The organism is Pseudarthrobacter sp. 902506025, from assembly GCF_040702325.1.
In the GTDB taxonomy this organism is placed as follows: Bacteria; Actinomycetota; Actinomycetes; order Actinomycetales; family Micrococcaceae; genus Arthrobacter.
This window is the reverse complement of sequence record NZ_JBFBKW010000002.1, coordinates 170867-191010: the sequence shown is the minus strand read 5'-3', so window position 1 is coordinate 191010 and position 20144 is coordinate 170867. Positions and strand designations below refer to the sequence as shown.

Here is a 20144-nt window from a genome sequence, read left to right as displayed (position 1 = left end):
AGCAGCCAAGGGGTGAGGGGCACAATAACCCCCACACAACTGGGCTCAGGGATCAGCGGCATCATCAGGAGAACGTCGATCCGGAACGGGAGAACACATGGCCGGCATCGTAGACATCGAGGGACACCCGACATGGTTGGAGGACCGCGGCGGCAATGGCGCTCCACTGCTCCTGCTGCACGGCGGCCTCAGCAACAGTGATGCCCTTCTTGGCACCATTGGCGCCGGACTCGCGGAACACTACCGGCTCATCGCCTTCGACCGCCCCGGCCATGGATACACCGCCGACACCGATGCCGACTTCCACTACAGCGATATGGCGCGGGAGTCAGTCAGTGTCCTCGAGAAGGTGGCCGCCGGCCCCGCCCACCTCGTCGGCTGGAGCGACGGCGGCATCATTGCCCTCCTCGTGGCATTGGCGCGGCCGGACTTGGTGGCGAAAATGGTGGTCATCGGCACCAACTACCACGTGGACGGCATCCAGCCCGTGGACATGGACCCGGACTCACCGGTGTTACAGGAGCTTGGCCGGGCCTACGCCGAGCGTTCTCCTGACGGACCCGGGCATTTTGAGGCGGTAGCCCGGAAAGGCATGCAGCTGATCAGCACCGAGCCTTCTCTCACTACGTCCCAGATCTCGCGGATCCAGCAGCCGGTACTGGTGGCGGTGGGGGACGACGACATTGTGACCCTGCCGCACACCGTCTCCTTGTACGAGGCATTGCCCAATGGGCAGCTGGCGGTGATTCCCGGCGCCTCCCATGGCCTGCCGCTGGAGCAGCCTGGCACGCTCACCAGCCTTATGCTCCCATTCCTGGCAGCCGAAGGTCCTCCCCGGACGCTCATGCCCGTCAGGCGCCGCGCGCGTTAGCCGGGAACGGCAAAAGGTCCGTTGGGGGCACACCGGAAACAGGTATGGCCCAACGGACCTTTGTTGACTGCGGTCAGCACCGATAGCGCTGCAGAAGGAGCAGCGAGGCGAAGATTATTGAGACCGGCGTGCACTGCCTAAAGGGGCAGCCGCTGCCGGCGACAACTAGCCGATGCGACGGTTGTCTACCTCGTCGTCATCGTCATCCAAATCATCCGCGTACTTATCCACATAAGCCGAATAGTCCGGCTCAACCGGCTCATTCGAGTAACGGCTCGTCGAACGACTGCCCGGACCCGTCAGCTCACGCTGAAGTGCCGAATAGTCAGTGTTCGGGGAGTAGTACTTAATGTCCCGAGCCTGCTTGGTAGCTTTTGCCTTTTGACGGCCGCGCCCCATGGCGTGACCCCCTTTTGTACTTGGACCGGAGGTGGTCACCTTGGCGATCGGTGAGGCCCCGGAATGTTTGGTCAATTTGTCGTACACCTAGATTACATGCTTTCGGCGGGCCCTGCTTGCCGTCTCATGGCCCGGACGCCCGCGTGGGGTAACATCACGCACCTGCGCCCGCGGGATTCCGGGATTTTTCTTCGGTAGAGTCACTTAAGAACTGCCGATTTTGTGTGGCCTTTGGCGAGCCGCGGTACCAAACCCAGGAGGATGCGCACCCGTGAACCACCAGGACATCCCGCCCAAACCAGCCTTGCCACCGCGGACCGGAAGCCTGCCAATAGTCAAGGGCGGGGACGCCGGTTCGGCGCCCGCTCCGGAGTCCGTGACCTGGTCCCAGCCGCACCAGGATCCCGGGCCGGAAAGGCGGGCCAACAGGAGGCCTGCGTTCTGGAAAGCGTTCCTCATCGTCGTCATCCTCGCCGTGGCCGGCTCGCTGGCATGGCTCGCCGTGTGGCTGAACTCCGCTCCCGGCACCGACACAGGGAAAAGCGCAGCCCCGGGCGTCCTGCAGACCGCCGTTACTCCGCCGGCCACACCCCAGCCCCTGCCCCGCGACGGGGTTGCGCCGGCAGCCTACGCGGTAGGTGACTGCTTCAAGGACTTCGACCCGCAGGCCCTGGCGTCCACGGTGGTGCCGTGCGACACGGGCCATTCGGCGCAGTTGGTGGCCACCCTCCACTACCCGGACAGCGCCAAGTATCCGGGCGCTGACCCGCTCAAGGCCAAGGCGCTGGAAGTTTGCCAGGCAGCGAAGCTCGGCCCGGCGGCCAAGCAGTTCCAGCTGAACTACCAGCGCAGCTTTCCCAGCAACACCAGCTGGGAGTCCGGGGACCGCAGGGTGGATTGCTACGTCACTGCCGACGGCGGCAACGTCATCAACGCGAGCGTGCTGCCCTGACGGCCAAACCGCCAGGGCAGCACTCCCCAGCCCTGCGGGCCGGCTAGTCCTTCCGCCGCACTGAGAGGCCGGAGCTCGGGGCACCCGTCAGCGTGTCGACGTTGCCCTCGGTGAGTTCGCCCAGGTCAGCGGCGGTGTCAACCACCACGGTGTCGCCGTCGCTGATCCCACCGGCAAGGATGGCCTTGGCCAGCCGGTCGCCGATCTCACGCTGCACCAGGCGCCGCAGTGGCCGGGCGCCGTAGGCGGGGTCGTAGCCGGACAATGCCAGCCACGCCTTGGCGCCGTCGGTGACTTCCAGGGTGAGGCGCCGTTCGCGCAGCCGCCGCCCCAGCTCTTCAACATGCAGCTCCACAATGTGGGCCAGTTCGTCCACCGTGAGGGCGTCGAACAGCACCACTTCGTCGAGCCGGTTGAGGAACTCCGGCTTGAAGGATGCGTTCACCGTGGCCATAACGGCGTTGCGCTTGGCCGTGGCGTCCAGGGACTGGTCCACCAGGAACTGGCTGCCCAGGTTGGAGGTCAGCACCAGGATCACGTTGCGGAAGTCCACGGTGCGGCCCTGCCCGTCGGTGAGGCGGCCGTCGTCGAGCACCTGCAGGAGGATGTCGAACACCTCGGGGTGCGCCTTCTCCACCTCATCCAGCAGCACCACGGAGTACGGACGGCGGCGGACGGCCTCGGTCAGCTGGCCGCCTTCCTCGTAGCCCACGTATCCCGGAGGGGCCCCCACCAGGCGGGCGACGCTGTGCTTCTCGCCGTACTCGGACATGTCGATACGCACCATGGCGCGTTCGTCGTCGAACAGGAAGTCCGCCAGCGCCTTGGCCAGCTCGGTCTTGCCGACGCCGGTGGGGCCCAGGAACAGGAAGGAGCCGGTGGGGCGGTTGGGGTCGCTGATGCCGGCCCGGGCACGGCGTACCGCGTCGGACACTGCGGTCACGGCCTTGGCCTGGCCGATCAGGCGCCGGCCCAGCTCCTCTTCCATGTGGAGCAGCTTCTGGGTTTCACCCTGCAGCATGCGGCCGGCCGGGATACCGGTCCAGGCGGAGATGACCTCTGCAATGTCCTCCGCGGTGACTTCCTCCGCCACCATCTGCGCGGACTTGTCCGTCACGGCGGCCTCGGCTTCCGCGGCGGCGTTCACCTCGCGTTCAAGGGCCGGGATTTCCCCGTAGAGGATCCGGGACGCAGCCTCCAGGTCGCCCTCGCGCTGGGCCTTGTCAGCGGCGGAGCGCAGTTCGTCCAGCTTCGCCTTCAGGTCACCCACCCGGTTGAGGCCGGCCTTCTCCGCTTCCCAGCGGGCGTTCAGGGCCGAAAGCTCCTCTTCCTTGTCCGCCTTGTCGGCGCGGAGTGCCGCGAGCCGCTCCACGGATGCGGGATCGGATTCTCCGGACAGTGCCAGTTCCTCCATGGTGAGCCGGTCCACCTGGCGCCGCAGCTGGTCGATCTCCTCCGGAGCGGAGTCGATTTCCATGCGGAGGCGGGACGCTGCCTCGTCCACGAGGTCGATGGCCTTGTCCGGAAGTTGGCGCCCCATGATGTACCGGTTGGACAGCGTGGCGGCGGCTACCAGGGCTGAGTCGGCGATGGAAACCTTGTGGTGCGCTTCGTAGCGCTCCTTGAGGCCGCGGAGGATGCCGATGGTGTCCTCCACGCTGGGCTCGCCCACGTACACCTGCTGGAACCGGCGTTCCAGGGCCGCGTCCTTTTCGATGTTTTCGCGGTACTCATCCAGGGTGGTGGCACCGATCAGGCGGAGCTCACCGCGGGCCAGCATGGGCTTGAGCATATTGCCGGCGTCCATGGAGGAATCTCCGGTGGCGCCTGCACCCACCACGGTGTGGATCTCGTCGATGAACGTGACCACCTGCCCCTCGGAGCCCTTGATCTCCTCGAGGACAGCCTTCAGCCGCTCCTCGAACTCTCCGCGGTATTTGGCGCCGGCCACCATGGACCCAAGGTCCAGGGAGATGAGCGTCTTGCCGCGCAGGCTTTCCGGGACGTCGCCTGCCACCATCCGCTGGGCCAGGCCTTCGACGACGGCAGTCTTGCCCACGCCGGGCTGGCCGATCAGCACCGGGTTGTTCTTGGTGCGCCGGGACAGCACCTGCACCACGCGGCGGATTTCGGAGTCGCGCCCGATCACGGGGTCCAGTTTGCCGGCGCGGGCCATGGCGGTGAGGTCCGTGCCGTACTTCTCCAGGGCCTGGAAGGTGTTTTCGGGGTCCGGGCTGTCCACCTTTCGGTCGCCGCGGACTCCGGGGAGGGCAGCGAGCAGAGCCTCCCGTGAGGCACCGGCTTCACGCAGCAGGCGCGCAGCAGCATCATTGCCGGCGGAGAGGCCCACCAGGAGCACCTCGGTGGAAACGAAGGAATCGCCCAGCCGGTCCGCTTCCTCCTTGGCGTGCTGGATGGCCTGCAGGGCGGGGCGGGACAGCTGCGCCTGCTGGCTGGAGCCGCCGGAAGTGGCGGGCAGGGCCTTGATGGCGCTGCTGGCCTGGACGCTGACGGCGTCCGGGTCCGTGCCGGTGGCGCGGAGGAGTGCAACGGCGACGCCTTCCCGCTGGTCCATCAGCGCTTTGAGGAGGTGGGCCGGTTCCACCTGGGGGTTGCCGGCCGTCGAGGCGTTCATTGCCGCCGCGGAAAGAGCCTCCTGGCTCTTGGTGGTGAATTTGACGTCCAAAGAGAGCTCCTTTCGGGGGCTTGTTGACTAAGTTGAGTGTACTACGCTCAACTTTGCGCGGCGAGGTTCCCCTGCCATGTTTGCCCACGGCGAAACAGCTGTCCAGAGCCGGAAGTCCTTCCGGCCCGCACCGGCTGGTCCTGGCGTTATGTGCCGTACACGGACACGGCGGCGGCCTTGACCACGAAGTGCACGGTCATCCCGGGAGCAAGGCCCAGGTCCGCCGAGGCAGCCGGCGTGATGTCGGCGGCGAGGCTGCCGGCGCGCACGCGGATCTGGTCGCCATGGGGCTCGAGGTCGGTGATGGTGACGGCAAACGAGTTCCGCGGGCTTCCATGCGCGTCGTCGAGGAACACAGACACGGCCGACGGCGGGAACACGGCCACGCCCGGACCGCCCGGCCCGGGCAGCCGGCCGGGTTCCCCGGAGCCGCCCAGATCTTCGTCGTGCCCCGCGATCCGCAGGCCCTGGCTGGTGCGCACGCCGGCGCCGTCGAGGGTGCCGGGAATGAAGTTCAGTCCGGCAAGCCCGGCAGCAAAGGAGCTGCGCGGGCGTTCCAGCACGGCACGCGTGGGCCCCTCCTCTGCAACCTTTCCGTCTTCCAGGATGACCACGCGGTCCGCAAGGACCAGCGCGTCCAGGACATCGTGCGTGACGATGATGGCCTGCCGCCCCGCGAGGACCCGCTTGAACAGGCGGCGCAGCAGCGGCGCGGAATGGATGTCCAGGGCGGCCAGCGGCTCGTCCAGCAGCAGAAGTGCGGGGTCCGCGGCGAGCGCGCGGGCCACGGCAACACGCTGGGCCTGGCCGCCGGAGAGTTCGGCGGGACGGCGCCCGGCGAGGTGTTCCGCCTCCACCTCCGCCAGCCAGCGCAGGGCACGCTCTTTCGCGTCGCGCTTGGGGACGCCGGCGCTGCGGGGCCCGAATGAGACGTTGTCCACCGCGCTCAGGTGGGGAAAGAGCAGAGGTTCCTGGGCGAGCAGGGCGGTGCCGCGGTGATGGGGAGGCACCCAGGTGGGCTTTCCGCCGTCGAGGTCAAAGAGCGTCCTGCCGTTGAGTTCGGCGAGGCCGCTGTCCGGCCGCAGCAGGCCCGCGACGCTGGCCAGCAGGGTCGATTTGCCGGCGCCGTTGGGTCCCATGACGGCCACCGTTTCACCCGGCCGGACGGCAAGGTCCACGTCGAAACCCCGCCCGGCCACGGCCGCCTGGAAGGACAGCGTCACCGGACGTCCCCTCCGGCCGGTGCGGCCGCCGCCGTCCGCTGCCCTGCTCCGGCACTGGCCGCTGCCGGCTGCCGGTATGCGAGCGCCACCACGGCGACAGCGACGGCCACCAGTACCAGGGACAGCGCGACGGCGGCGTCCGGGTCCGTTTCCCGCTGCAGGTAAATCTCCAGCGGCAGCGTCCGGGTAACCCCCTGGAGGCTGCCCGCGAAGGTCAGCGTGGCGCCGAACTCGCCCAGGCTGCGGGCGAAGGACAGGACCGCGCCGGAGGCCAGTCCGGGCAGGACCAGCGGGAGCGTGACGCGCCGGAAGACGGTGCCAGGGCGCGCGCCCAGCGTTGCGGCCACGGCCTCGTAGCGGGAGCCGGAGGTGCGAAGGGCCCCTTCCAGGCTCACTACCAGGAAAGGCAGCGCCACGAACGTCTGCGCCAGGACCACCGCCGTCGTGGAGAAGGCGATGCGCAGCCCGAGTACCTCCAGGGTGTGCCCCAGCAGCCCTTGGCGGCCGAACGTGTAGAGCAGGGCGATGCCGCCCACCACCGGGGGAAGCACCAGGGGCAGGAGCACCAGCGAGCGCAGCAGCCCCTGCAGCCGGAAGGAGTCCCTGGCCAGGACCAGGGCCAGGGGAACCCCCAGCAGGATGCACAGGAGGGTGCTTGCCGCCGAGGTCCGCAGGCTCAGCCCCAGTGCCGTCAGGGACGGCTCCGACGTCACCAGCGGGATGAACTGCGCCCAGTCAACGCGCAGCACCATCGCCAGCAGGGGAAGCACGACGACGACGGCCGCCAGGACTGCCAGCGCACGGACCCACGCGGGGATGCCGGAGTAGGCGGCGGCCTGGGTGCGCGGCCGCGCCTGGGGTGGCCTCCCTGGCCGCTGTATCACTTGCTGCCCGGGCCGGAGCTGGCTGACCCGGAACCGGCCGGGGCGGAAGTGGCCGGGTCGGAAGTGGCCGGTCCGGAACCGGCTGGCCCGGAATTGCCCGGGCCGGAAGTGGCTGACCCGGAACCGTCCGGCCCGAATCCTGCCGGGCCGAATCCCGCGGCGGCGAGGACCTTCTGGCCCTCGGGACCGGTGACCAGGTCCACGAACGCCTGGGCGGTGGCCTTGTTCCGGCCGTTGGCGACGGCCGCAATCGGGTAGGTGTTGACCGCACTCCCCGATTCCGGGAACTGGATGCCTGCCACTTTGATCCCGGCGGCCTTGATGTCCGTGCCGTAGACCAGCCCCGCATCCGCCTCACCGGAGGTGACCTTGCCCAGGACGTCAGTGACCGCGTTCTCCTCGCTGACCGGGCTCAGCGAGACGCCCGCCGCTTCCGCCACTTTGGCTGTGGCAGCCCCGCAGGGGACCTGCCGGGCGCAGGTCACCAGCTTGATGCCCGGCCGGGCCAGGTCCTGCAGGGATGCGACCTTCGCCGGGTTGCCCGGCGGCACGGCGATGGCCAGGGTGTTGGTGGCGAAGTCCTCCGGCGTTCCCTCGGTGAGGCCGGCGTCCTGCACCTTCTTCATGTTGGCCGTGTCCGCGGAGGCGAAGACGTCAGCGGGCGCCCCTTGGTTGATCTGGCTGGCAAGGTCCGAGGACCCGGCGAAGCTCAAGGTGACCGTCGCGCCCGGGTGTTCCGTTTCAAAAGTGCTCGCGAGTTCGGTAAAGGTCTGCTTGAGTGAGGCGGCCGCGAAAACGGTGATGGCGCCTGCCGGTTTGGTGCCGGAACCGGTGGCGGTGCCGGCACTTGTTCCCGCGTCCGGACTGCCCGCCGGGGCACAGCCTGACAGGACAGCAAGCAGCAGCACGGCCAGTGCGGGGACGGCGGCGCGGAGGGTGGAAACCGCGGACCGGACGGGTTGCCGGCTCATGCGGCGGCCCGGCCCTTCGGCGACTCGATGATGACGGTCGTTGCCTTGACCACGGCGGTGGCCACGGCGCCAGGTTCCAGCCCCAGCTCACGCACGGCCTCGCTGCTCATCAGCGAGACCACCCGGAAGGGCCCGCACTGCAGTTCCACCTGCGCCATGACCTTGTCCGTAATGACGTTGGTCACCAGGCCCACGAACCGGTTCCGCGCCGAACTGCTGCCGCTCTTCGGGTCATCGGGAAGCTGGGCGAGCTTCTGCGCGTGCGTTGCCAGTTCCAGCCCGTCCACCGCCAGGCGGCCGGAGGGGTCCCGCAGCGCGGTGAGGGTTCCCTGCTCCGTCCACCGGCGGACGGTATCGTCGCTCACCCCCAGGAAACGGGCGGCCTCTGAAACGCGGATAAGTGCCATTCGGCGATTCTAGCCCGCAAATGAGGGGTGATGGCACGTTTTAAGACGCAGGAGCGGTCGTGAATGGGCCGCGTGGCTGCACGGCGTTCGACGGAAGGGCAGCACTAGACTCCTTGCATGGCCATCTACATCGACCCGCCGCTGTGGCCTGCACACGGAACACACTTTTCGCACCTGGTCTCGGACGCATCCCTGGACGAGCTGCACGCGTTCGCTGCCGCCGCGGGGATTCCGGAGCGGGCGTTCGACGGCGACCACTACGATGTGCCGGAACGCCGCTTTGATGACCTGGTGGCGGCGGGAGCGGTTCCGGTGGAGGGCCGGGTGCTGGTCCGCAGGCTCATTGCCAGCGGGCTGCGGATCCCGGCACGCCGGCGGAACAAGTCATTAAAGGTCCCCCTCCTGAACCGCTGGGAAGCCATCATGCCAGGCCACGACGCCCTGTTCCTGGACCTGCTGGACCGCTGGAGCGAACCGCACCGGCACTACCACGGCTGCACCCACCTGCTGTCCGTACTGGAGGCGCTGGACCTGCTCACCGAACCGGCTGAAGCGCCCCGGACAGTACTGCTGGCTGCCTGGTTCCACGACGCCGTGTACCGCGGGGCAGCCGGCATGGATGAGGAGGAGTCGGCACGCTTGGCGGAGGAACGGCTTGCCGACGCCTGCCTTCCGGAGGCAGAGGTGGCGGAAGTGGCGCGCCTGGTCCGGCTGACCTCGGACCACCGGCCGGAACCGGGTGACGACGACGGCGCCCTCCTCTGCGACGCCGACCTCTCGATTCTCGGCGGCGAACCCGAGGAATACGCCCGCTACGCAGCTGCCGTGCGGAAGGACTACGCGCACATCGGCGACGCCGACTTCGCAGCCGGCCGGGCCGCCGTCGTCCGGCACCTGCTGGGACTGGACCCGCTCTTCCACCACCAGCGGGCCAAAGAACTGTGGCAGGACGCCGCGCACCGCAACCTGAACGGCGAATTGCAGTGAACGCGCCCGGCAGCAGCCCCCGGCACACATACTCCGCCAACGCGGCGCACCGGCAGCTGCCCTTCACCGTGCGGCTGGACTGGGGCCTGGAAGGGGGCAGGACGGTGGCCGCCGGCGCCGACATCGCCGTGGTGGTGGACGTCCTGTCCTTCGGCACCTGCGTCAGCGTGGCACTGGACCGGGGCGCCGACGTCTTCCCCTACCGCTGGCGGGACACCACCGCAGAGGACTTCGCCGCCCACCACCAGGCCCAGCTGGCGGGCCCCCGGAACGGCGGCGGGCTGAGCCTGTCCCCCGCCAGCCTCCGCGCGGCAGCCTCGCTGGAAAGGGTGGTCCTGCCCTCCCCCAACGGTTCTGAACTCTGCCACGCCCTGGCGGCCGAAGTGCCCCTGGTGGCCGCAGTATGCCTCCGGAACGCCGCGGCCACCGCAGACTGGGTGGCCGCCAACCTTCCCGGCGACGCAGTGGTGGCGGTGGTCGCCGCGGGTGAACGCTGGCCGGACGGCACCCTCCGCCCTGCGGTGGAGGACCAGATCGGAGCCGGGGCTTTCATCGCAGGACTGGTGGCCGCCGGCAAGGGCGGCTATGAGGCCGGGGACGGCAGGCACGGCTATGCTCCGGAGGCCGTGGCGGCCATGGCTGTCTTCGAAGCGGCCGAGCCGCGCCTGCGCGAAACGCTCCAGCAGTGCGCCAGCGGCCGGGAACTGTCCGGGGCCGGCTACGCGGAGGACGTGGACATCGCCGCTGAACTGGATGACAGCGACTCGGCGGCCATCCTGCGGGACAGGGCGTTCCGCCCGCTGTGACGGGACGGCAGTCCTGCCAGGCTGTACGTCCTGCCTAGCGGTAGGTCCTGCCTAGCGGTACGTCCTGCCTAGCGGTAGGTCCTGACGGGATAGGTGCTCGCAAACGGCGTGGTGCTGGGCACGATCTGCTTCCCCAGCGGCATCAGGGACACCGGAATGAGCTTGAGGTTGGCGATGGCCAGCGGGATGCCAACAATGGTCACAGCCATGGCGAACGCTGTGACCACATGTCCAATGGCAATCCAGATCCCGGCCACCAGCAGCCAGATCACGTTGCCCAGCAGCGGGAAGACACCTGTGCCGCCGGGCTTCTCCACCACCATCCGGCCAAACGGCCACAGCGTGTAGGCAGCGATCCGGAATGAGGCAATGCCCCACGGGATGGTGACGATCAGCAGGCAGCAGACCACACCCGCGAGGAAGTAGCCCAGGGCCAGCCAAAAGCCGCCGAAAACCAGCCAGATGATGTTCAGAAGTGTCTTCATGCACCCATTGTGCCCTCGACCCCCTGACAAAAAGGCCCTTCGGCTAAAAGATGGGGGACATCCCTGATCCTGCCCTGACCCGCAGCCGCCCGGGCCACGGAGCCGCCCGCCGCTAAACTGTGGCAGCCGCTTTTGCAGCCTGGACGAACGCCCGGACCTTGGCCAGGTCCTTCACGCCGCGGGTCGCTTCAACGCCGGAGGAAACATCCACGCCCCAGGCGTTCGCGGCGGCTGCTGCCTGGCCGACGTTCGCCGCTTCAAGGCCGCCGGCGAGCAGCCAGTTCCGTCCCTGAAGCACGGGCAGGGCCGCCACGGAGGAGTAATCCCAGGACTCCCCGGAGCCCGGCACGGCGGCATCGATCAGGAGCAGGTCCTCACCCCAGTCTTCGAACTCGTCCTGGCCGGCACCCATGGTGATGGCCCTGACCAGCTTCATGCCGGCGTCGTGCACTGTTGCCACGTCTGCGCGTGACCGGTCGCCATGCAGCTGGATCCACTCAAGGCCCGCGGCCCGGGCAATGGCGATGGCATCGGCGACGGGCTCGTCGCGGAAGACTCCGATCGGGGTGACGCCGTCCGGAACCCCCGCCAGCAGGGAGGCCGCCTGCGACGGCGAGACGACCCGGGGGCTGGCGGTGAGGACGAATCCCACGGCGTCTGCGCCGGCGTCCACTGCTTCGCGGACAGATTCGGGCGTGCTGAGACCACACACTTTGACGAACATTCCCGGGCTCCTTCAGGCTGTTTTCGTGTTGACCCCCCGGAGGAGATTAGCAGGGACCGGACACAACTGCGACGAGCGGCCATGGCGGGGAACTAGGCTGGGCTGATGCAGATCATCCGCTTCGCTGACCTTAAGGCCGAACCATGGCGCAACGGCGGCGGGGTGACCAGGGAAATTGCCCGCCAGGCTTCACCCGACGGCGGCTGGGACTGGCGGTTGAGCATCGCGGACGTCACCAAGGCAGGCGACTTTTCGCCTTTTCCGGGCATGGAGCGCGTCCTGACCGTCATCGAGGGCGAGCTGCTGCTCCTCACCGTGGACGGCGCGGAGCAGCCCCTGGAGAAGTACCGTCCGTTCCGGTTCGACGGCGGCGCCGCCACCGGGGCCAAACTGCCCACGGGCGACATCCGCGACCTCAACGTCATCACCCGGACCGGGGCGTTCAAGGGCTTTACCTCCATCATTGAGCTGTCCAAAAAGCGCGCCCACCCCGTGTTCGAGGGGCAGCTCGGGGTGCTGTTGCAGGGACAGGCGAAGGTCAGCGACAGCACTGGGGAACCGCTGGACCTGGGCCGTTACGACGCAGTAGTGGGCTCTGACAGCGATTCCCCGGAAATCCTGGGCCGCGGCTTCCTGGCTGTGGTGTCCATCGACCCGAACGGCCCCACGGGCTGACTGCCGCCGCCCGGTGGTGGGCTTGGGCACCAACGGTGGAACCCGCCGTCGTGCCTTGCTACCTTGGAATTCAAGGCTCCGCACCGGGGCCTCCGGACGACGGTTCAGTACCCGGCACGCGACAAGACTGGCCAAAGGAACTGTCATGTCGTGGATAATCCTCATCATTTCCGGGGCGCTGGAGGCCGTCTGGGCCGCCGCCCTGCACCGTGCTTCCCAGGCTTCCGGACGCCGGCGGGTTGCCCCCGCTGCCCTGTTCCTGGTGGCCGTGGCCGCCAGCACCGGCGGACTTGCCGTGGCCATGCAGTCCATCCCCACCGGTACGGCCTACGCCGTGTGGGTGGGTGTGGGCGTGGTCCTCACCTCCGCCTACGCGATGGCCAGCAGGGTTGAACGTCCGACGGCGGCGCGCCTGCTGCTGCTGTCCGGCATCGCCGCGTGCGTGGTCGGCCTCAAGGTGGTGGCGTGATGGTGAAGCGCGGCCTTCCATGGCTGGTGCTGCTGGCCTCGGCCGTCCTGGAGGCGGTCTGGGCAACCGCGCTCGGCCTGTCCGACGGCTTCACCCGGCCCGTGCCCACCATCGTCTTCGCCGTCACCGCCACGCTCAGCATGGTGGGACTCGGCATGGCCATCCGGAGCATCCCGCTGGGCACCGCCTACGCCGTCTGGGTGGGCATCGGCGCAGCGTTGACGGTGGGCTGGGCGATGGCCACCGGCGTGGAGCCCTTCAGCGAGGTGAAGCTGCTGTTCATTGCGGGGATCGTGGGCTGCGCCGCGGGCCTGAAGGTGTTGCCGGCCCAAAAAGATGCGCCGCGGGTGCGCAGCGGTGACTAGGCTTTTGCCATGCACTCCCCCGAGATCGCCATGGCCGTGGATACGCTGCGGCGCCGGCTGCTGCCCCGAACGCGCACCATCCTGGGCATCGCCGGGGCGCCGGGATCCGGCAAGTCCACCTTTGCCGCCTGGCTGCAGGAGCAGTTCAGCCCTGGAGCCTCGGTAGTGGTGCCGATGGACGGCTTCCACCTGGGCAACGCGATCATCGAAGGGACCCCGCTCCGGCAGCGCAAGGGAGCCATTGATACGTTCGACGCCGGCGGCTACCTTTCGCTGCTGCGGCGCCTGGCGCAGCGGGACGAGGCAGTGGTGTACGCACCGGAGTTCCGCCGCACCCTGGACGAGCCGGTGGCCGCCTCCATCGCCGTCCCGGCCGAGGTCCCACTGGTGATCACGGAGGGCAACTACCTGCTGGCGGACCAGGAGCCGTGGAAGGAGGTGCGGGCGCAGCTGGACGAGGTGTGGTTCCTCGAAACCCCGCCCGCGCTCCGGCTGCAGCGGCTGGTGGACCGGCACATCTCGTTCGGCATGGAACGGGACGCAGCGGTCGCCTGGGCCAATGGACCCGATGAAGCCAATGCCCGGCTGATCCAGGCCACGCGCCCGGCGGCGGACCGCGTCCTACCTTGGCTGTAATTTTCAAAAGCAGGAAACGAACAGGAGAACCATGGCAAACGCACCCACTGAACCCGGCACCCCTGAAGCCGCGGGAACTGTCCAGCTCGGCGACGGACTGGCCGTCAGCCGCCTGGGCTTCGGCGGCATGGCCCTCACACCGGTCTACGGCGAGGTGGACCCTGCCGAGGCACTGCAGACCCTGCACCACGCCGTCGACGCCGGGGTCAGCTTCATCGACACCGCAGACATTTACGGCGGCGGCAGCAACGAGGAACTCATTTCACAGCTGCTCAAGGACCGGCGGGACGAAGTCCAGCTGGCCACCAAGTTCGCGCTGGTGGGAACGCCTACGGATGGCTACACGGATATCCGCGGCGACGCCGGGTATGTGCGCGAGGCCGTGGACCGGAGCCTGCAGCGGCTGGGCACCGAGGTGATCGACCTCTATTACATGCACCGCCGCGATGTCCGCGTCCCCATCGAGGAGACCGTGGGGGCCATGGCCGAGCTGGTCAAGCAGGGAAAGGTCAAGCACCTGGGCCTCTCCGAAGTGACGGCACAGGAACTGCAGGATGCGTCGGCGGTCCACCCGATCGCGGCGGTCCAAAGCGAATGGTCCATCTGGAGCCGGGACGTGGAACGCAACGTGGTTCCGGCCGCCGCCGGCCTGGGCGTCGGCTTCGTCCCGTACTCCCCGCTGGGCCGCGGCTTCCTCACCGGAACCGTGGACACGTCAAGCCTGGGTGCCAAGGATTTCCGGCGGAACATCCCCCGTTTCGCTCCGGACGCCGCAGGCGCCAACCAGGCCGTGGTGGACGCCGTCCGGTCCGTGGCCGACCAGCTCAACGCCACGCCGGCGCAGGTGGCCCTGGCCTGGCTGCTGGCACAGGGCAAGCGGCTCGGCCTGCCGGTCGTTCCCATCCCCGGCACCCGCAAGGCCGCCCGGATCGACGAAAACCTCGGCGCACTTGCCCTGGAGCTCACCCCGGCGCACCTGGAGGCGCTGGACGCAGCGTCTGATGCCGTCGTCGGCTCCCGTTCCGCAGACCCCACGTGGGTGTCCGAGGGGCGGGAATAGGGCGCGTTTACCGAAGCCATCACACCGTATTTTTTGACCGATACCCCTAGGAGCCCCATGACTGCCATCGTCCATTTTGAAGTCCAGATCGATCCCGCCCGCCGGGAGGACGCCGCCAAGTACCTCACCGAGACCTTGGCCGCCACCCGGGCGTGGCCCGGCAACCAGGGGATCGAGGCTCTCGTTGACGACGCGGACCCGTGCCACATCCTGGTGGTGGAAACGTGGGCCACCACGCAGGACCACGACGACTACGCCGCCTGGCGGAACACGCCGGAAGGCAAGAGCGCGCTGCACGAGATCCTGGCCGGCCCGCCGTCCAAGCAGGTCTACTCCATCACCATGCCGCTTGACCTGCAGCCGTCCGCGGGCTGACGATCATGGACTCACTTCGATATGACCTGCCGGCCCTGACCATCCGCAGCATCTCCGTCAGCGGGATGGACAACAACGTGTACCTGCTGACCGCCAAGGAAAGCGGCGCGCAGGTGCTGATTGATGCCGCTGACGACCTCCCGGCCATCCGCCAACTGCTGGCGGACGGGGCTGCGGACACCTCTGCAGCTCCGCGGCTTGCCCTGGTGGCCACCACCCACCAGCATTGGGACCACGTGCGGGCCCTGAAGGAACTGGTGGAAGCCACGGGGGCGCGGACGGCAGCAGGGGCGGACGACGCCGATGCGCTGCCGGTCCCGGTGGACGTTCGGCTCAGCCACGGCGACGTGGGCAACTTCGATGGCTTCGACATAACGGCCGTGCACCTGCGCGGCCATACGCCGGGCTCCATCGCCTTCGTGTACCAGGACCCGGAGGGCCCGGCCCACATCTTCTCGGGTGACTCGCTGTTCCCGGGCGGGGTGGGCAACACGGACAAGGACCCTGGACGGTTCAACCGGCTCCTGTCCGACGTCGCAGAGCGGCTGTTCGGCGCCTACCCGGACACCGCCGTCGTCCATCCTGGGCACGGCAAGCCCACCACGCTGGGTGCCGAGCGGCCGCACCTCGACGAGTGGCGCGCCCGCGGCTGGTAGATCCCTTAAATGGCTGAGCGGGCCCACCTAAAAGGCGGGCCCGCTCAAGAGGCACTTCTAGCGGCCGCGGCGCTCGTTCGACGCCGGTGCCGACGCGCGGCGGGGGCCGCTGCGGGCGGGACGGCCCGAGCCGCCGTTGCCTGAACTGCCGCTGCCGGAACCGTAGGAGCCTCCGGAGGTTCCGCCGGTGTTGGAGGACCAGACTGCCTTGCTTCCGCCGGTTGCTCCGGAGCGCTGGCCGGAGGTACCCGCTGCGGCGCGCTGGCCGGTTGCGGGGCGTCCGCTGCGCTGGCCACCGCCCGAGGCAGGACGTCCGCCGGTGGCGGGGCGTCCGGTGCCGCCGCGTGGAGCGTCGCTGCGGGTGATCCGGGAATCGGTGCGGCCCTCGGCTGCACGTCCGTTCGATCCGCGGCCGGCCGATGAGCGGCCACCTGCTGCGGGAACGTCGTTGCGGTGCGTGGAAGCCGTGCCGCGGCCGCGGGCGTTGCGGCGGGCAGCGGCTGCTGCCACTGCGCGGTCCTCGTTCTGCTCGGCGTTGCGGTCGAATGCTGCACGGGCTTCCGTGCGGCCTTCGAAGGCGACAGCCCGGCGCTCGGCGCGGGTGGCGTCGCTGCGGGCGGGTTCGGCCGAAACCTTGCCGCGTCCACCACGTCCGCCACGCCCACCGGTGGTGGGAGCAGCCTGGCGGCGTGCACGCTTGCGCTCCGCGTTGGCTCCGGTGGAGGTGCCGCCGCCCTGCTTGGGGGCTTTGGCTGCCAGGAGCGCGGCACGGGTGCGGGGGTCAACCTTCTCGGCAATGTCGCCAACCAGTTCAGCCACGATGGGTGAGCTGGCCGTGACGCGCTCGAAGCTGACGTCCACGCCGGCGGCCTTCATGAGCTTCTTCACGTCGGCCTGCTGTTCGGGCAGGGTCAGCGTGACCACGGTGCCGTCGGAACCGGCACGCGCGGTGCGGCCTGAACGGTGGAGGTACGCCTTGTGCTCGGTGGGCGGGTCCACGTGGATGACCAGTTCGACGTCGTCGACGTGTACACCGCGGGCGGCGACGTCTGTTGCCACCAGGACGCGGACGTCGCCGTTGGAGAACTCGGCCAGGTTGCGGTCACGCGCATTCTGGGAGAGGTTGCCGTGCAGGTCCACGGCGGGGATCCCGGCGTCGGTCAGGGTCTTGGCCAGCTTGCGGGCGTGGTGCTTTGTCCGCATGAACAGGACTCGGCGGCCGGCGCCGGAGGCGAGCTCCACGATCAGTTGCTTCTTGACGGTCTGGTCGTTGACCACCAGCACGTGGTGCTCCATGGTGGTTACCGCTGCCTGCGGATCGTCCACGGAGTGGGTGAGCGGGTTGGACAGGTAGCGCTGGACGATCTTGTCCACGCCGTTGTCCAGGGTGGCGGAGAAGAGCAGGCGCTGGCCCTCGCTGGGGGTCATGTCCATGAGCTTCTTGACCACCGGCAGGAAGCCGAGGTCGGCCATGTGGTCGGCCTCGTCCAGGACGGTGATCTCTACCGCTTCAAGGGTGAGGATGCGCTGGCGGATCAGGTCCTCCAGGCGGCCGGGGCAGGCGATGACGATGTCGACGCCGGCGCGCAGCGCCTTTTCCTGACGGGCCTGGGAGATGCCGCCGTAGATCACGGTGGTGTTCAGGCCGGCGGCCTTGGCCAGCGGCTCGATGGTGGCGTTGATCTGGGTTGCCAGTTCACGTGTGGGTGCCAGGACCAGGCCCATGGGGCGTCCGGGCTTGCGGAAGTGCTTGGCTTCCCGCTCAGCGAGTCTTGCTACAAGCGGGATAGCGAAAGCAATGGTTTTACCGGATCCGGTCCGGCCCCGGCCCAGGACGTCACGGCCGGACAGCGTGTCCGGGAGGGTCTTCACCTGGATGGGGAACGGTTCAACGATTCCCTGGGCGGTAAGGGTGTCTGCAAGGGCCTTGGGAGTACCGAGGGCAGCAAAAGTAGTCATGTAGTTTTTTACGGTCTTTCTGGCGGTATCCAGGCGGATATCGGCCCCCGATGCCGGTTGGACCAGGGGTTTCGCCGAAGAAAAGTCAGGTGATCAACCGGGCGCTGTAAATCAGGACAGCCGGCCGGGACCAAATGGAACGCGTTCATCGACGCAGGATGTGCCTCTCACATGAAGAAAGCCCACTCCCTGGAAAGGAACCTCCAGATCCGGAGCAGGCGGCATCACTGCACATCAAGTTCCTCCAGTCTAGCATCCCTGCGCCGGGAACCCGTCGTCGGCGTTGCCTTCAGGGGCACGGCCGGGCAATGTTGAGGCATGAGCGAGCACCAGGAAACGCAGCAGCACGAAGGGCACGCGCACGACGACGGCGGGTCGCCGGACGGGGGCGCCGGCGGCATTGACGCGGCTTCCGCCTGGGACGAGAGGTACCGCAGCAAAGCAAGGCTGTGGAGCGGGAAGCCGAACCCGCAGCTGGTCCGGGAGGCCGGTGGCCTGCGGCCCGGGAAGGCGCTGGAACTGGGATGCGGCGAAGGCGCCGACGCTATCTGGCTGGCGCAGCAAGGCTGGTCCGTGACCGCCGTCGACGTCTCCGCCGTTGCCCTGGAACGGGCCCGCTCCCATGAGCTGGCCGAACTGGCGCGGGAAAGCGTGCACGCCTCGAACGGCACTATGGAAAGCCGGATTACCTGGCAGCTGGCGGACCTGACGCAGTGGCAGCCGGGAGATGCCTATGACCTGGTGACGTCGCAGTTCCTGCATTCCCAGGAGCTGGACTGGCGGATCCCGCTGCGCACCGCGGCCTCAGCCGTCAAACAGGGCGGAACGCTGCTGGTGGTTGGGCACCACCCGGACCGGCTGCCGCCGTGGGGTCCGGGGCACCATCATGAAGGCATGTTCTACACAGGCGACCAGCTGGTGCAGGAACTGGGACTGGATCAGCCCGGATGGCAGGTGGAGGTCCTCACCAGCCGGGAGCGCCCAGTGACCGGGCCGGAAGGGCAGGAGGCCACCATCGCCGACGTCATCGTGCGCGCCACCCGCCTTACCTAACCGCCGGCGCGCCCCCGGTGGTGACGCGCGGCGCCACCAGGACAGCGGCGATGCCGATGGCGGCAGTGAAAGCGAAGACCCCCGCGAAGGACTGGACCGGCGTCGTGAATGCCGCGAAGACAATCCCTGTGGTGGCCAGCGACAGCGCGCCGCCCAGGGAGTCCGAGATGGACATGGCGGAGCTGTTGAAGCCCTCGTTCTCCTTGGTGGACAGCGCCAGGGTCATCACGCTCAGGCGCGGGTAGAGCAGGCCCATTCCGCCCCCTGCCAGCACCCAGCCCGCGATGGCGGTGGCAGGCGGCCAGTGCAAGGCGGTGGTGGCGAGGGCCAGGGTTATTGCGGCCAGGACCATGAGCGATCCGGCCTGGACAGCGCGGCGGTGCGGCAGCCGTGTGCCCATCCGGCCCTGTACGGCGGCGGCCCCCGCCCAAGCAAGCGCGCCGCCGGTGAGGGTCAGCCCGGCCAGTGTGGGCGGGAACGAATACTGGTCGATCAGGAGATATGGAAGGTAGACCTCGGCGCCGAAGAACGAGGCAGACGCAAGCCCGCGCGCCAGGATCACGCTGGGCAGGCCGCGGCGGGCGGCGAGGGTACCGGAGGGCACCAGCGGACGCACGGCCACCAGGGCAACAACGACGGCGGCGAGCGCCAGGAGTGCCGTGGCTCCCGGGAAGGCGGGGATGCTGGCGTCCGCGGAAAGATTCAGCCCCAGCACCGCGAGCGCGGCCAGTGCCGCCCAACCCAGCCGGCCCAGGGCCCACGGCGGTGCGGTTTCTTCGGGGTGGCTTGTACCAGCCGGCCGGCCCTCCGCGTCGGGCCCGTCCAGCCCGCGCAGCACCGGCACGATCATCGCCAGCGCCGGAATGACCAGGCCCACCACGCCCAGGAACACCCAGTGCCAGCTGAAGACCTGCGCCACCACCCCTGCCGCGAAGGGTCCCACCAGGGACGGGACCACCCAGGCCGCCGAGAAGGCAGCGAAGATCCTCGCGTGCAGCTGGCCTGGGAAGAACCGCGCCACGAGCACGTAGAGCGCGACGGTGAGGGCGCCGCCGCCAAGACCCTGCACCAGGCGGCCGGCGACGAGCATGGGCATGGTCAACGAGGTGCCCGCGATGAGCAGGCCCAGCACGAACAGCGCTACGGAGGCGTACAGCGGCGCGGCGGGCCCGCGGCGGTCTGACCAGTTTCCAGCCCCCACCATGCCGATCACGCCCGTGGCCATGGGCCCCGCAAAGGCCAGCGCGTAAAGGCTTCCACCGTTCAACTCCCGGCTGACCAGCGGCATGATGGTGGTTACGGCAAGCGATTCGAAGGCGGCCAGGAACACCAGGGCGCAGGTTCCCACGGTCACCCAAAGGTATGGGGGCCGGAAGATCCCGGCGGCGTCGCGGGTTCCCGGGAGCGTGGAGTCCTGCACAGCGGTTCCTAACCAAGTTGTGATCGCGCACCCGAGGTGGCCCGGCTGCCCTTCCTCACATGGCTGCCCCGGACTCCCAAC

General features: G+C 68.8%; 21 protein-coding genes, 1 pseudogene and 1 riboswitch. Of the genes and pseudogenes, 12 read left to right on the top strand and 10 right to left on the bottom strand.

Annotation, left to right across the window (positions count from 1 at the left end; all coding sequences use genetic code 11):
• The first annotated feature begins 97 nt into the window (after positions 1 to 97).
• Positions 98 to 871: an alpha/beta fold hydrolase gene (locus tag AB0280_RS04700; RefSeq protein WP_307491714.1), complete on the top strand. Its 774-nt coding sequence runs from the start codon at positions 98 to 100 to the stop codon at positions 869 to 871.
• A gap of 165 nt (positions 872 to 1036) precedes the next feature.
• Here AB0280_RS04700 and AB0280_RS04695 read toward each other — a convergent pair whose 3' ends face one another.
• A complete protein-coding gene (locus AB0280_RS04695; protein WP_159635036.1) occupies positions 1037 to 1270 on the bottom strand; it encodes a DUF3073 domain-containing protein in 234 nt (77 codons plus the stop codon).
• 271 nt (positions 1271 to 1541) lie between these two features.
• On the opposite strand from AB0280_RS04695, the gene AB0280_RS04690 reads away from it, so the two are divergent.
• Positions 1542 to 2222 (top strand): septum formation family protein, encoded by a 681-nt coding sequence (locus AB0280_RS04690; RefSeq protein ID WP_307491717.1) that lies wholly within the window; start codon positions 1542 to 1544, stop codon positions 2220 to 2222.
• Positions 2223 to 2265: 43 nt separating this feature from the next.
• Here the strand turns inward: AB0280_RS04690 and clpB are convergent, their stop codons facing one another.
• The 5 genes and pseudogenes from clpB to AB0280_RS04665 form a co-directional block, all read right to left on the bottom strand.
• Positions 2266 to 4908 (bottom strand): ATP-dependent chaperone ClpB, encoded by a 2643-nt coding sequence (gene clpB, locus AB0280_RS04685; RefSeq protein WP_366366316.1) that lies wholly within the window; start codon positions 4906 to 4908, stop codon positions 2266 to 2268.
• 146 nt (positions 4909 to 5054) lie between these two features.
• A complete protein-coding gene (locus tag AB0280_RS04680; RefSeq protein WP_307491721.1) occupies positions 5055 to 6131 on the bottom strand; it encodes a sulfate/molybdate ABC transporter ATP-binding protein in 1077 nt (358 codons plus the stop codon).
• Entirely contained in the window at positions 6128 to 7015 is an 888-nt protein-coding gene (locus tag AB0280_RS04675; RefSeq protein WP_307491723.1) for an ABC transporter permease, read from the bottom strand. Before AB0280_RS04675 ends, AB0280_RS04680 begins: the two co-directional genes overlap by 4 nt.
• A 146-nt stretch (positions 7016 to 7161) precedes the next feature.
• Positions 7162 to 7986 (bottom strand): annotated as a pseudogene (modA, locus tag AB0280_RS04670) (molybdate ABC transporter substrate-binding protein); the annotation flags it as partial.
• On the bottom strand, positions 7983 to 8393 hold the full coding sequence (locus tag AB0280_RS04665; protein ID WP_275180710.1) for a TOBE domain-containing protein: 411 nt from the start codon (positions 8391 to 8393) through the stop codon (positions 7983 to 7985). The gene AB0280_RS04665 and the pseudogene modA, both read right to left, overlap by 4 nt.
• 117 nt (positions 8394 to 8510) lie before the next feature.
• Here AB0280_RS04665 and AB0280_RS04660 point away from each other — a divergent pair, with 117 nt between their 5' ends.
• Positions 8511 to 9380, top strand: a complete 870-nt coding sequence (locus AB0280_RS04660; RefSeq protein WP_275180709.1) for a DUF4031 domain-containing protein — start codon at positions 8511 to 8513, stop codon at positions 9378 to 9380.
• Complete coding sequence (locus tag AB0280_RS04655; protein WP_307491728.1) at positions 9377 to 10186, top strand: 2-phosphosulfolactate phosphatase; 810 nt, start codon at positions 9377 to 9379, stop codon at positions 10184 to 10186. The genes AB0280_RS04660 and AB0280_RS04655 overlap by 4 nt, the downstream gene beginning before the upstream one ends.
• A 68-nt stretch (positions 10187 to 10254) precedes the next feature.
• Here the strand turns inward: AB0280_RS04655 and AB0280_RS04650 are convergent, their stop codons facing one another.
• Both AB0280_RS04650 and AB0280_RS04645 read right to left on the bottom strand, forming a co-directional pair.
• Positions 10255 to 10671 (bottom strand): YccF domain-containing protein, encoded by a 417-nt coding sequence (locus AB0280_RS04650; RefSeq protein ID WP_366366315.1) that lies wholly within the window; start codon positions 10669 to 10671, stop codon positions 10255 to 10257.
• 112 nt (positions 10672 to 10783) lie between these two features.
• A complete protein-coding gene (locus AB0280_RS04645) occupies positions 10784 to 11395 on the bottom strand; it encodes a phosphoribosylanthranilate isomerase (protein WP_307491730.1) in 612 nt (203 codons plus the stop codon).
• A 105-nt stretch (positions 11396 to 11500) separates the two neighbouring features.
• On the opposite strand from AB0280_RS04645, the gene AB0280_RS04640 reads away from it, so the two are divergent.
• The 7 genes from AB0280_RS04640 to AB0280_RS04610 all read left to right on the top strand — a co-directional run bounded on the left by AB0280_RS04640 (position 11501) and on the right by AB0280_RS04610 (position 15631).
• Positions 11501 to 12070 carry a HutD/Ves family protein gene (locus AB0280_RS04640; protein WP_307491732.1) on the top strand — a complete coding sequence of 190 codons (570 nt, stop codon included), beginning with the start codon at positions 11501 to 11503 and terminating at the stop codon, positions 12068 to 12070.
• Positions 12071 to 12140: 70 nt separating this feature from the next.
• Positions 12141 to 12206, top strand: a riboswitch (guanidine-III (ykkC-III) riboswitch).
• Between the two features lie 9 nt (positions 12207 to 12215).
• A complete protein-coding gene (locus AB0280_RS04635; RefSeq protein WP_307491734.1) occupies positions 12216 to 12539 on the top strand; it encodes a DMT family transporter in 324 nt (107 codons plus the stop codon).
• A complete protein-coding gene (locus AB0280_RS04630) occupies positions 12539 to 12904 on the top strand; it encodes a DMT family transporter (RefSeq protein WP_307491989.1) in 366 nt (121 codons plus the stop codon). The genes AB0280_RS04635 and AB0280_RS04630 overlap by 1 nt, the downstream gene beginning before the upstream one ends.
• A gap of 9 nt (positions 12905 to 12913) precedes the next feature.
• Positions 12914 to 13540 carry a nucleoside/nucleotide kinase family protein gene (locus tag AB0280_RS04625; RefSeq protein WP_307491736.1) on the top strand — a complete coding sequence of 209 codons (627 nt, stop codon included), beginning with the start codon at positions 12914 to 12916 and terminating at the stop codon, positions 13538 to 13540.
• A 31-nt stretch (positions 13541 to 13571) separates the two neighbouring features.
• Positions 13572 to 14600: an aldo/keto reductase gene (locus tag AB0280_RS04620; RefSeq protein WP_307491738.1), complete on the top strand. Its 1029-nt coding sequence runs from the start codon at positions 13572 to 13574 to the stop codon at positions 14598 to 14600.
• A 57-nt stretch (positions 14601 to 14657) separates the two neighbouring features.
• Positions 14658 to 14975, top strand: coding sequence for a putative quinol monooxygenase (locus tag AB0280_RS04615; protein ID WP_307491740.1), 318 nt, complete (start codon positions 14658 to 14660; stop codon positions 14973 to 14975).
• A 5-nt stretch (positions 14976 to 14980) separates the two neighbouring features.
• Entirely contained in the window at positions 14981 to 15631 is a 651-nt protein-coding gene (locus AB0280_RS04610) for an MBL fold metallo-hydrolase (protein WP_366366312.1), read from the top strand.
• 57 nt (positions 15632 to 15688) lie between these two features.
• Here AB0280_RS04610 and AB0280_RS04605 read toward each other — a convergent pair whose 3' ends face one another.
• Positions 15689 to 17590 carry a DEAD/DEAH box helicase gene (locus AB0280_RS04605; protein WP_224023309.1) on the bottom strand — a complete coding sequence of 634 codons (1902 nt, stop codon included), beginning with the start codon at positions 17588 to 17590 and terminating at the stop codon, positions 15689 to 15691.
• A 318-nt stretch (positions 17591 to 17908) separates the two neighbouring features.
• Between AB0280_RS04605 and AB0280_RS04600 the strand changes: the two genes are divergently transcribed.
• On the top strand, positions 17909 to 18643 hold the full coding sequence (locus tag AB0280_RS04600) for an SAM-dependent methyltransferase (protein WP_307491746.1): 735 nt from the start codon (positions 17909 to 17911) through the stop codon (positions 18641 to 18643).
• Here AB0280_RS04600 and AB0280_RS04595 read toward each other — a convergent pair.
• Positions 18636 to 20063, bottom strand: a complete 1428-nt coding sequence (locus AB0280_RS04595) for an MFS transporter (protein WP_307491748.1) — start codon at positions 20061 to 20063, stop codon at positions 18636 to 18638. The genes AB0280_RS04600 and AB0280_RS04595 overlap by 8 nt on opposite strands.
• Between the last annotated feature and the right edge of the window lie 81 nt (positions 20064 to 20144).